General features: G+C 63.0%; 11 protein-coding genes and 1 tRNA gene. 4 read left to right on the top strand and 8 right to left on the bottom strand.

Annotation, left to right across the window (positions count from 1 at the left end):
* Positions 1 to 162: 162 nt before the first annotated feature.
* Positions 163 to 840, bottom strand: a complete 678-nt coding sequence (locus tag AAC023_RS06085) for a hypothetical protein (RefSeq protein ID WP_339739189.1) — start codon at positions 838 to 840, stop codon at positions 163 to 165.
* A 190-nt stretch (positions 841 to 1,030) separates the two neighbouring features.
* Between AAC023_RS06085 and panD the strand changes: the two genes are divergently transcribed.
* The gene (panD, locus tag AAC023_RS06080) at positions 1,031 to 1,396 is read left to right on the top strand and encodes an aspartate 1-decarboxylase (RefSeq protein ID WP_339739187.1); all 366 of its coding nucleotides are present in this window, start codon (positions 1,031 to 1,033) and stop codon (positions 1,394 to 1,396) included.
* On the opposite strand, the gene AAC023_RS06075 is transcribed toward panD, so the two are convergent.
* The gene (locus AAC023_RS06075; RefSeq protein ID WP_339739185.1) at positions 1,397 to 2,089 is read right to left on the bottom strand and encodes an SIMPL domain-containing protein; all 693 of its coding nucleotides are present in this window, start codon (positions 2,087 to 2,089) and stop codon (positions 1,397 to 1,399) included. It lies immediately after the preceding gene.
* Positions 2,090 to 2,325: 236 nt separating this feature from the next.
* Here AAC023_RS06075 and AAC023_RS06070 point away from each other — a divergent pair, with 236 nt between their 5' ends.
* Both AAC023_RS06070 and AAC023_RS06065 read left to right on the top strand, forming a co-directional pair.
* Positions 2,326 to 4,083: a DUF2334 domain-containing protein gene (locus tag AAC023_RS06070; RefSeq protein WP_339739183.1), complete on the top strand. Its 1,758-nt coding sequence runs from the start codon at positions 2,326 to 2,328 to the stop codon at positions 4,081 to 4,083.
* A 69-nt stretch (positions 4,084 to 4,152) separates the two neighbouring features.
* Positions 4,153 to 4,229 (top strand) — tRNA-Ile (locus AAC023_RS06065).
* Positions 4,230 to 4,787: 558 nt separating this feature from the next.
* Here AAC023_RS06065 and AAC023_RS06060 read toward each other — a convergent pair.
* From AAC023_RS06060 to AAC023_RS06035, 6 genes are all read right to left on the bottom strand, one after another.
* Complete coding sequence (locus AAC023_RS06060) at positions 4,788 to 5,510, bottom strand: class I SAM-dependent methyltransferase (protein ID WP_339739182.1); 723 nt, start codon at positions 5,508 to 5,510, stop codon at positions 4,788 to 4,790.
* A gap of 95 nt (positions 5,511 to 5,605) precedes the next feature.
* A complete protein-coding gene (locus AAC023_RS06055; protein ID WP_339739180.1) occupies positions 5,606 to 6,019 on the bottom strand; it encodes a DUF4112 domain-containing protein in 414 nt (137 codons plus the stop codon).
* Between the two features lie 17 nt (positions 6,020 to 6,036).
* A complete protein-coding gene (locus AAC023_RS06050; protein ID WP_339739179.1) occupies positions 6,037 to 6,195 on the bottom strand; it encodes a YqaE/Pmp3 family membrane protein in 159 nt (52 codons plus the stop codon).
* An 87-nt stretch (positions 6,196 to 6,282) separates the two neighbouring features.
* Positions 6,283 to 7,431, bottom strand: a complete 1,149-nt coding sequence (locus AAC023_RS06045; RefSeq protein WP_339739177.1) for a PepSY-associated TM helix domain-containing protein — start codon at positions 7,429 to 7,431, stop codon at positions 6,283 to 6,285.
* 196 nt (positions 7,432 to 7,627) lie between these two features.
* Positions 7,628 to 8,149 carry a hypothetical protein gene (locus tag AAC023_RS06040; protein WP_339739175.1) on the bottom strand — a complete coding sequence of 174 codons (522 nt, stop codon included), beginning with the start codon at positions 8,147 to 8,149 and terminating at the stop codon, positions 7,628 to 7,630.
* A 323-nt stretch (positions 8,150 to 8,472) separates the two neighbouring features.
* Complete coding sequence (locus AAC023_RS06035) at positions 8,473 to 9,765, bottom strand: MFS transporter (protein WP_339739173.1); 1,293 nt, start codon at positions 9,763 to 9,765, stop codon at positions 8,473 to 8,475.
* A 272-nt stretch (positions 9,766 to 10,037) separates the two neighbouring features.
* Between AAC023_RS06035 and AAC023_RS06030 the strand changes: the two genes are divergently transcribed.
* Entirely contained in the window at positions 10,038 to 11,825 is a 1,788-nt protein-coding gene (locus AAC023_RS06030; protein ID WP_339739171.1) for an ATP-binding protein, read from the top strand.
* The last annotated feature ends 6 nt before the right edge of the window (positions 11,826 to 11,831 follow it).

The raw sequence follows: 11,831 nt of genomic DNA, 5'->3' as shown, positions 1-11,831 counted from the left end.
CCGGTTCGATGATGTCTTCGTCGGGCGCCTCTTCCAGAACTGTCGCGTCAGGCGCGGGCCCGGCCGGGATGCCAGTCCCTGCCGGCCACCATATCATGGCGGCGATACCAGCAGCCGCAATTGCGGCGGCCAAGGCACGCTCTGCCTCGCGGGTCGACATGATCAGCCTCCCTCGCCGGGCGATCCGGCGGCAATGATCAGCGAGCGAGCCAGACGGCGCACCAGAACATCATCGGCACACCGCGGATCACTTTGCGGATTGTCGCACTCCAGCGTCACGCTATAGGCGGCGCCATAGCGATTGAAATCGGCCACCTGACCATATTCGGTGGCCGAAACACGCAATTCGTCCGGCCCGGTCGCCCGTAATTGCCGCGCGGTGACCGCGTCGGGCGCCACGGCATGGGCGAGGCGGGTGCCGAAGACTTCGATCACGAGGCCATCACCGGTGATCGACAGGGTGTAGAAATCGGTGCGTGGGAAGAGCAGGACGCTTGGTGGCGGCGTGTCGCTCAATATCGCCATATTGGGGACCAGCACGGGCAGCCGCGTATTGGCGACCTCGCTGGCTTCGCTATTGCTGGGGCGGGGCATTTCCGGCGCGACGCGGACGGCAGCGGCCGCTTGATTATTGGCGACGCCCTGGCGGCGGGCGTCAGCCCGGGCCTGGTCCCAATTGACCGCAATTGTGCGCGGTGCCTGCGGGCTAGCCGGCCGGGTTGCCGGCTGGCTTTGTTGCACCATCGCCGGGTTGGGCGGCGCCGAGGTCTGGGCTTGTGTGCCACTGCTGGCGAGCAGTGCCAGCGCCAATGGGGTCAAAAGCTTGCGCGTTCCGATCATTCCACCCTCCCGAGGTCTCCAAGATACACTATTTTCCAACCCCTCGCATGAACCTTGATTGAAACCGTGAGTTGGTCGCCATTCATCTCGCGCCGCCGGGCACTGAGGATTTCGGCGCGTCTGGCCGTTGAAATCGGAGGCGGGGACACGTATGTGCAGTGCAGCAATAATCCGCACGGAGTTGAGCGCGATGCGTCTCACCATGATGAAATGCAAACTGCACCGGGCCACCGTGACCCAGGCGGACCTGCATTATGAAGGCTCGATCTCGATCGATCGCGACCTGCTTGAGGCCGCCGGGATCCTGCCGCATGAGCAGGTCGATGTGCTCAATATCAACAATGGCGAGCGTTTCACCACCTATGCCATCGAGGCACCACGCGGCAGCCGCATGTTCGGTATCAATGGCGCTGCGGCCCGTCTGGCCCAGATCGGCGATCGCATCATCGTCGTCGCCTATGCTGATATGGATGAGGCGGAAGCGCGCCAGCACGACCCGGTTGTGGTTCTGTTCGACGAACACAACCAGGTCGTGGCCAAGCCTGCAGCGGCCTGATCAGTCAGTCACGATGCAGAAGTCCGCATTGACCGTGGCGCTGATCGATAGCTGACCGGCGGCAACCGGCGTCGAGGCCGAGTCCATCCGCGCCATCATCATCGGTTGCGGCGAACGGGCGAAGTCTTCGCTCATCCGGGTGATCCCGCACAATTCGAACCCGGCCGCATCAGCGAACAGGCGGGCGCGTGCCAGCAGGCTGGCGATCGCATCGCGGCGGGCCTGGTCCATCGCCACCGATGTGTCCTCAGCTCCGAAGCTGACGTCCTGGATATTATTGGCACCTGCAGAGACCATGGCGTCGATCACATTGCCGACGCGGGTGGTGTCGCGCACCTTGGCCGTCACGGTATTGCGGGTCTCATAGGCGATGATTTCATACTGGTTCCGATTGGGTTCCGTGCGGTCGGCATAGACCGGGGTGACGCTCAATTGCGAGGTCTGGATATCGTCGCTGCTCACTTCGGCGCGGCGCAGGGCCTCGAAGACGGCCGTCATGGCGCGGCCATTGGCCTGCACAGCCAGTTGGGCGGTGGCGGCGCGGGTGACAACGCCGGACTGGACCGTGGCGTAATCCGGCGCGACCTGGACATCGGCGGTGGCCGACAATGAGAGCGTCGGGTTGAGGTCTTCGGCCAGAGCCGGGCTGGCGGCGAGCACCAAGGCGGTGGAGGCAAGAAGGGCGCGAATCATGAATCATGGCTCCTGGGTTGTGGGTCGGTTTGGTCCGAGGTGATGATCATAGGCTGATATCGATCACGCCGGTAGGATTGTCGCGGCGAGTCAGGCACAGCCAACCTGTCTGCAAGCTGAACGACAACGCCCCGGAATGACCCCTGACCGCCGCAATCTTGGCGCATTTGCACCCAGCTTTGAACGCACCCGGCCGCAAGATAGGGAGCTTGTGATGCTGGGGAGCACGCCTTCCAATGATAGTCCGCCTGACAATATTGCTGACCGCGCTCTGGGGCGCACTGGTTTATCCGCTGCATGGCGAGATCAGTGCGGACACGGAAGCGGCCTCCATGCCGCAGCGCTCCAGCGTTCTGGTTCTCTATCCCGACGAGGGCGAGGATCACGCGCTGGGCGAATTGCACGCGGTCAATATTGCCAATCTGGCCGGGCGTCATGCCGAGGCAGCGCTGGCCGCGATCTCCGAATATCAACCCAATGATCGCAGCGGGCATGATGCCCTGATCGTGGTGAATTCGACCTATGGTCAGAGCCTGCCGCCCGCCTTGCTGGACGATGCGATCAATGGCGAGGGCACCACGGTGTGGATTCAGCCCGATCCTGCGAGCCTGCAGGCAGCAGCGCCTGGACTGGCGGCGCAGATCGGCTGGCTGGCCGAGGCCGCGACGACCAAGGCGTTTCCGGATGTCGTCTATCGCGGAGAACACTTCACCCGTAATCCCGGCAGCATGGACCTGGTTGCCGAAATTCACGTCACTGATCCGGAACGCGTTGAAATTCTGGCGCAAATGCAAGCCGAGGATGGCGAGCTCATGCCTTGGGCCCTGCGTTCCGGAGCGCTGACCTGGGTCAGTGAAAGCCCGATGCCCTATGCGAGTGAAGATGATCGCTACCTGGTCTTCGCCGATATCCTGTCGCGCACCCTGGCGCCGGATGCGCCGGATGTGCGCCAGGCCCTGATGCGGATCGAGGATATCGGACCGGACGCCGACCCGGCGCAGATCCGCACGCTGCTGGCGGCGATCGAGGTGCTCAATGTGCCCTTTGCCGCGACCGTGTACGACACATTCGTTGATCCGAATGGCCATTTTTCCAATGGCCGCGAGCGCCGTTTCAGCCTCAATGAACGCCCCTATCTGGCCAGCGCCCTGCGCGATATGGCGCGGGCCGGAGGCACACTGATCATGCACGGCCAGACCCACCAGCATGCGAACATCCCCAATCCGGGTTTTGGCGTCAGCGGAAGCGATTATGAATTCTTCCGCGCCGGGCTCGACTCGTCCGGCCGCTTCGATCTGCTCGGACCGCTCGAGAATGACAGCGAAGCGCACTGGGATGACCGTCTCGATCTGGCCTTTGCCAATTGGGACATGGCTGGCCTGCCGCAGCCCTGGCTGTTCACATCGCCGCATTACGCAGCCTCACAATCGGCCTATAGCGCGATGGGGGAACGCTTTCCGGCCCGGCTGGAACGGGTGCTGTATTTTGGCGGCGAAGCCTCCGGCGATTCGGACGGTGCGGATGCGCTCTACAGCGAGCAATTCTTCCCCTATCCGGTCCGCGATATCCGCGGCGATGTGATCCTGCCGGAAACCTTGGGGAACTGGGCCCCGGAGGGGAGTATCCACGGGCGTTCCATGGAGGCGATGCTGGAGACAGCCCGGCGTAATCTCGTTCTGCGCGACAATTATGCCAGCTTCTTCTTCCACTGGTATCTCGACCCGGCACGCCTGACCGAACTGACCACATCCTTGCAGGCGATGGGCTATGAATTTGTCTCGCCGCAACTGGCGGCCGCCGTGATCCCGGCCCGTCTGCCGCGGGACGGCACTTCGGCGACGACGCGGGCATCGCGGGACTATTGGAGTGAGGTCGATAGCCTGCGTTTCTGGCTGCGTGACCAGATCGAACTGATCATCCTGGCCCTCGTCCTTCTGGCGCATCTTGTGGTCTTCAGCATCGGCCCGAAACGGCGCCGCGCTGCTGCACACTGAGATCATCTGCCGCAACGTCTTGGCCTGCGCGGCAAGACGCAGTATCGATGACGGTCTCGCTTGTCGAGCGGGCCTGTAGCTCAACTGGTTAGAGCCGGCGGCTCATAACCGCTTGGTTGGGGGTTCGAGTCCCTCCGGGCCTACCATTTTCCCTTTTTCCCGCACGAAAATCTCCACGCGGCTTGCCGCTGGAGGTTTGAGTGGGCCTTCCCGGTTTGGGAGGTGTGCGGGACGCCGGCGAATGCCGGTTCTTGAGTAAGTTTTGGGGGCATCCGAGACGTCCCGCACGTGGAGATTTACTCAGGTCCCTCGCGGGCCCTGCCTCGAAATGACCGTGGACGAACAGTCGAGCATTCATGCTGCCCTTCCCCGGTCATGGCCTCACCAGAGCTCGGGATGTCACCCCTCTGCCCGGACGAGCTCCACGCTCCCGACCGCCGCGAATGACTGAGCTCGTGCCTCCCGTGCGACCGGAACGCTGTGAGCATACTCGCAGGTTGAAGGGGTGGGGATAAGTTTGACGATTTATCGTCATCCCGGCGAAAGTCGGGACCTCGATCGCCCGGGCCAAGCGCTTGTCATGTCGAGGTCCCGGCCTTCGCCGGGATGACGTGGAATAATTGGAGAAGGTGGGGGATAAGCCGGTGCGCCCGCAGGGATGGCTCCCTATTGCTCACCGGCAAGCCTGACGAGCGTGCACGCGCTCAAGCCAGCCTCGCATCAATCACCATGAAGGTCGGCTGCGTCATGCCCTGGGCATATTTCCGGGGGTTGATGTCCTTGAGGGCCGCGACGGGACGGGTTTCGTGCAGCCCTTGCAGTGAAAAACCGGCAGTGAGGATCGGATTGATGATCTCTTCGAAGGACCGGTAATAGTCGGGCACGACCACGGGCTCGTTAGTGAAACCGCGCCAAGTCGCCTCGCAATAGTGCACGCCGAAGGCCGTCTCTGGCTTGAACCATTCGTAGGACCCCATCGGATGTTGCACGGAGATGACCAGGCGGCCCTGGCTGGTCAGGACGCGCCTGAATTCGGCGAGTGGAATGCTCCAGTCCCGCACATAATCGAGGGCCAGTGACGCGACCACCAGGTCGAAGCTGTCATCACCGAGCATGGGGAGCGGCTCGCCCATATCGGCTACGAAGAGTTTGGCCCGATCCCCCAGCCGTTCCGAAGCGATGCGAAGCATGGCGGGGCTGAGATCGAAAGCCGAGACGGATGCCGCGCCGCCCTCAAGCAGGTCGCGGGACAGGAATCCGGGGCCACATCCGGCATCAAGGACACGCAGGCCCTGTGCCGAACCTATGATGGAGCGAATGGCCGGATGTTCATTATAGCCGTTTTCAGCCTTGGTCTCGGCCTTGGCCGCATAGGATTTGGCGAGCGTTTCGTAGGCTTTCAGAGCGATCGGAGAGTTGTTTGTCATTTGGCCTTTTAGCGGACAGTCTGAGGCCAGACAATCGGAGCGCTGGACCTGCCAGTGCGGCGCTGGCGCCCAGTCGCGCTCGCCCGATGGCTCGGCTACCGGATGCGCCTGGCCTTCTTCCGCTCCAGAAACCGCGCCAGCAGCGCCGTATTACGACGATTGGCCTTGAAGACGACGTCGAAAATATCGCCGACGAGCGGGATGGCGCCGATCACCAGGTCGAGCGAGGTATTGATCAGCATGCGCGCGAGTACATGTAGCGGCGCGCCCAGGCTGGCAGCGCGCGCGATCAGATAGAAGGCCGGCGCCAGCATCGCCAGATCGCCGAGACCGGGGACGAGGCCGACCAGGCCGTCAATCCCGAAACGGATCGAGGTGCCGGGAATACGAAAGCGCGTGTCGAGCCAGTCGGCGAGTGATTCCAGGCGGGCCAGTTCGCGCGCGCCATCCTCACTGTCGCCATCCTCGCCTCCGGCTTGGACCGGGCGTTGATTTTGGTCATCAGACATCAATCAGCGTCCGCATCCTAGCGTCTGGCGATAATCCACACGGCGTGAAGCACACCGGGGACATAGCCGAGCAGGGTCAGCAGTATATTGATCCAGAATTGTAGACCAATCCCGACCTGCAAAAATACGCCGAGTGGCGGGATGAGGATCGAGAGAAGGATGCGTAGGACGTCCATGGAGACTCCGGTGTGGTCGGGCGAGCGGCGGACTATGGATTCGAAACGAGGCGAAAATTCGCCCGCCCTGGTGGCCCTCCGCCCTGTCTACTGCCCACGCCGGTGCCATGCCGGCATGACCAGCCGCCGCCAGGCGAGGGCGAGCCCGGTCCAGACCAGGAAGAGGGCGGCCAGAGAGCCCAGCCCGGCGAGGGTTTGTCCCCACCAGCCATAGACTTCGCCAGTATGCAGGAAGCGCAGATAGATCCGGGCCCGGCGGGCCGGTGTCTGGGTTTGAGCCGTCATGACATCGGTCAGCAGGCTGCCATCGCGGTAATCAAAGGTGAGCAGGCGTTTGCGGTCAAATTGCGCGCCATTGCCGGTATCGATGGTCAGTTCGACCAGCGGTGCCCGGGGCGTCTCCGGCAGGGCGATGGCAATGGTGCGCCAATCCGGGTCGACCTGCCGGGCGGCCTCGAGCATGGCCTGCAGCTCTGCAGTCGGGCCGGATGCGGCCATGTTCTGGCCGGAGGCATCGGCATCATCGCCATCGGCCGACACCGCCAGGGCGGCGGGGCCGTCGCCATAGGCGCGTTCCACCAGGCTCGCCGCCCAGGGGTAGGAGATCACCACGCCGGAAATCACCACGGCGAGCAGCGGTATCAGGGCCCAGATGCCGAAGACATGATGCCAGTTGTAATCGCGCGCCTTGGCGCTGGGCAAATTGCCGCGAAACAAGAGATTGAGTTTGACGAATGACCAGCGCCACGCCCTGGGCCACCACAGATAGACGCCGCTGACCAGGATAAAGAAGAAGGCGAGATTGGCTGCTCCGGTGACCGCCTTGCCGGTCGCGCGAGACTCGCCGCTCAGCGCCAGATAGCGATGCAGGCTGGTGACGGCGCCGAAGAAGTCGCGTGCCGGGCCTGCGGCGCTTTCGATTGTTTCGCCACTATAGGGATCGATCAGCGTTGTGCGTCCGCGACCGGCATTGAGCTCGACTGGGCGGGCCGGATCGCGGTGGTAGACAAGGGAAAGTCTCGCCTGGCCCGCGATTTCGCCGGCCATCAGGGCCAGCTCGTCCGCTGTCATCTGTTCGCCGCTCATCGAGGCCGGGCTCAACCGGGCTTCGGCCATTCCCAGAATTTGCCGCTCATAGGTCAGCAAGACGCCGGTGATCGACAACAGGAAGATGATCAGACCGGCGGTGACGCCGACGCTGAGATGGGACCAGAAAACGATACGGCGAAAGGACAAGCTCGGCTCCGGTGATGCGGTTATCGGAGTCTATACGTGCCGCGATCAAAATTCAGTCGCAAGCTTGTCGGGCAGGGCTGAATATTGACAGGCCCGCGATCGCCGGATGATCGGGGCCGAAACGCCGGAGGCCCGCCCCCGTCCTCAGGCATGAGGGGCGGGCGGGCCTCCGGTCGAATCAAAGTGACGGCGTGTGCTAGTAGCGGCCGCCGGCGCGGCGCTTGGTTTCCGGTGCGGCACCGCCATTGGTTGCCAGCAAATGCTTGGCAATAGCTTCGACGATCTTGAGATCGCAATCCTCATCGGCATTGACGTAGAGATTGCCGCCGAGGATGGCCGCGGCCGATTCCGGCGCGTCGATCGCGGTCTTGGTGTGAGCGGACAAAAGGCTGGCGCTGCCGGCCAGGGCGATGACCGGCTTGTCGGCGGCCAGGAAAAGCTTGATCAGCGCGTGGGCGCTGGCGTCGAGCAGCAGGGCTCCTTCAAGCAGGACCAGCGCTTCATAATCGCCCGCATCCATTTCAGCCGTCGTCTCGGTGATCGCGAAATTGAGTTCGGACGGTCCGTTATAGCCACGAAGTGCGGCTTGCTGGTCGGAGACCAGGGTCAGGCGCCGGTTATGGCGGCCGAAGGTCTCGGAAGCGTCCTGCAATTGCTGGATATTGACTTTTTCGGCGGCGAAAGCGGCGATGCGGTTGGGGCGTTGGCCATGATTCATAGGGGGGTCAGTCTCCTCGTGACGATTGAGTCCGGTGGGTGGATTGAGTGGAAATTCAGTGCGATCAAATAAAGAAATTACGAGAAAAAGCAAGAGATGCAGGTGCGTTTAAAATAATCTACGCCGGAAAGTCGGGAAATAATTCCGGAGGTTATTCAAATTCTATTTATGAATTCGGTGGGTGCTCTGCGATCTCGATTTATCATTCCGTGGCGTTTTTCAGTCGACCGTTAGTGTATGTTTTCATTTGCTTTCAGGAGAACCTAGCATAATGCCCCGCTTGTCACAGAGGTGTGGCCCGCCCTGCAGGCTGACCCGCCCGATCAGGATGGATTGGTCTCGGTCTCGGCCTCATCCTCGGCGCTCATCGGGTTGAGATCAGGGGCCGACATGCTGGTCGCGGCGCTCGGGGCAAACTCGCCCTTGTCGATATCGGGCACCTGACGTGTACCGGCGCGGCGGTAGAGCATGGCAAGTGTGAGCACGAACAGGCCGACAGCGGCGAACATGAAGAGACCGCTCACGCCCGTCAGGCTCATCACGCCGCCCGCCAGGACCGGGCCGAGCATGGAGCCGGTGGCCCAGAGCATCAGTATTCCGGACATCATATTGGCCGCCTGACCGGGCTCGGCGCGGTCGGCGGCATGGGCGACGGCAACACCGTAGAAGGAAAGCGATCCGGCACCCCAGATCGCGGCCAGTGCGAAGACGGCGGGCAGAGCCAATTGCATCCCGAACAGGGCAAGCAGGCCGGCCGCGAGGCCACTGACCGCTGCGAGTACGGCGATCACGACGCGTCGATCAATATGGTCGGAGACGATACCGGCCGGCCATTGTGACAGGACGGCTCCGCCAATCATCGCCGCATTGAAGACCGCTGACACGGCGGTCGCCGAATCCGGCGTCAGATCGGTGACGAAGACGGCGTAAAGCTGCAAGACAGCACCATTGACGATACCGGCAATGAAGGCGGCAATCACGGCCGAGGGCGCCGTCTCCCAGAGCCGCATGGGTCCGAAGGGCTCGGCGCTGGGAGGCGCCGGCTCGGCCCGGCGCGTGGCCGAGACCGGGATCAGGCTTGCGGTGAACAAGGCGCTGACGATCAGAAAGGCGGCGGCGCTGCCAGGGCTGGCAAAGGCGGCGAGGAAGGGGCCGGCCATGAAGCCCAGCTTCGAGGTTACCAGATAAAAGCCAAGCACGGCGCCGCGGCGCGCGGCGGGGGCGGCGCCGGCAATCCAGCTTTCACCGGAGGCCAGAAGTCCGGCCGCACACAGGCCGATCAGGGCCTGCATCAGCATCCACCAGGCCGGGTGAGGGCTGATATAGAGGGCGGCTGCGGCGAGAGAGCCGCCGGCGGCGAAGGCCGCGAACGCACGGATGTGGCCGATCTGCCGGATTTCCGCCGGCGCGAGTCGGGCGCCGACGACGAAGCCAAGGGCGTAGCTTGAGGCGATGGCGCCAATTGTCCAGGTCGAGGCGCCCTGGGCAATCAGGGTCAGGGGGCCGACCACAGAAATGGCACCTGTGGCTGCCTGCAGGAGCGCCAGCGCTGCAACGATCGCGGCGATATTGCGGTATTCGTCGATCAGATTTCTGTCATCGCCGGGTGCAGTCATCGCGATAGGCTCCTTACGTGCGTCGTTCGGGATCCCGGCCGCCCCGGGAACGGCCCCATCTGGATGGGGCCGGGCACCGGTCCCGTTTGGCACGATCCGGGGGGCAACCACAATCGCGCGCGTGATATTGGCTGCCGCCGGGCCGGAACTGTCCAACACCATGCCTGCGCGACTCATGAAAAATTCAACTCATCGAAATTTAACGGCTCTTGGGGCTTTATCATTCCTCTACAAGGGAGAATTTAGCCATTCTTTGGAAACGCCTCGACAGGATGATCGGCGTCGATGCCGATACCGGCTTCGATCGCTCGATCCGGTATCGCGTCGCATTGGCGTTTACCGCCATCATGGTCGCCACCGCCCTGATCAATGTTGCCGTTCTCGTCCTTTCGGGCGAGGGCCGTCCTGGCATGGCTGTGCTCGGACTGACCTCCGGTCTCGTGTTTGCGGTGATTGGACTGGCCGGTTTGAAGCTCCGCCGGCCGAATCTGACCATAGCGCTTGTCCTGGCCGCGACCATCCTGACCCTGCTGGGCGCAGTCTGGGGCAATCGGGGCGGGTTTCCGCCAGCGATGATCTATCTGCCGGGCATCGCCTTGGGAGTCTATGTCGCCTGGGGCGCGCGTGCCGTCGCGGCAGCGGGGGCGATTTTTGTCGTGCTTCTGGCCATGGTCGTGTTCGCCAGCCAGCGTCTGGCCGGCACGGCGTTTGAGCTGATTCCGCCCGATCTGGTGGCGGTGCTGGCAATTGTTACCGGCTTTGCCACATTGTGGGTTGTCTTCCTGGGGTCGACATTTCGTTCGGCCATGCATACGGCCAACGCGGATCTCGAGGACGCCAATGCACGGCTACAGCTCGCGCTGGCCGCGGCCGAGGCCGCCAATCTGTCAAAATCCGAGTTTCTAGCGACGATGAGTCATGAGGTCCGCACGCCATTGAACGGCGTTCTGGGCATGACGCGGGTTCTGCAGGGCGATGCCGGGCTGACCGAACGCCAAGCCCAAGGCCTCGCCGTGATCAATGAATCCGGCGAAAACCTGCTGGAATTGCTCAATGATATTCTCGATCTGTCGAAAATCGAAGCCGGCGCTATGGAGTATGATGCGATTGAACTCGATATCATTGCCCTGGCGGCAAGTGTCACCGGGCACTGGCGTCTGCAGGCGGAAGCCAAGGGGCTGACGCTCGACTTTGCCGAGCACGATATCGTTGCGCCGCTCCTGATCAGCGATGCGCTGCGCATCCGCCAGATCCTCAATAATCTCCTTGGAAATGCGGTGAAGTTTACCAGCGGCGGGCAAATCACGGTCGAGCTGTCGCAACGCCCCGCCGAGGCCGATGGCCGTGTCGAGACTGTCCTGACGGTCAGCGATAGCGGCGAGGGCATTGCCGAGGACAAGCAGGCGACCATTTTCAATGCCTTCAGCCAGGCCGACAGCTCGACGACCCGCAAATATGGAGGCACCGGGCTGGGACTGGCGATCTGCCGCAAGCTGGCGGACCGCCTGGGGGGCCGGATGAGCGTTGAAAGCCAGGCCGGTATTGGCTCGCGCTTTACCCTTTCGCTTCGCTGCTGGCCCAGCAATGGCGCAAAATCCGTCCCTGCCGAGATCATGGTTCCGGCGGTGCAAGCCGGCAGGCCTGTCTCGATCCTCGCGGTCGATGACGTCAAGACCAACCAGCTGGTTCTAGCGGCGATGCTTGGACAGTCGGTGGTCGGCGAGCATGTTGATATCGATTGCGCCGGAAGTGGCGCCGAAGCGATCGCGATGGCCGGGTCGAAATCCTATGACCTTATTCTGATGGATATCCAGATGCCGGAAATGGACGGCTTCATGACGATTGACCGGCTGCAGGCCAATCCGGCGACGGCCGCGGTCCCGGTGATCGCCGCCACCGCGCTGACTTCGGACAAGGACAGGCGCGAGCTCTCCCAGGCCGGTTTCTGCGACTATATCAGCAAGCCAATCGGGGTCGCCGACTTGCGTCAGACCCTGGCGCGTCAGCTCGGACGTCCTCCGGGGGAGCCTCTGCGCCGGGCCTCCGGCGGCAGGCGATAGCGCCAG

The organism is uncultured Maricaulis sp. (assembly GCF_963976135.1).
Taxonomy (GTDB): Bacteria; Pseudomonadota; Alphaproteobacteria; order Caulobacterales; family Maricaulaceae; genus Maricaulis.
The sequence above is the reverse complement of the archived record's forward strand: the minus strand, read 5'-3'. Positions and strand labels throughout refer to the sequence as shown.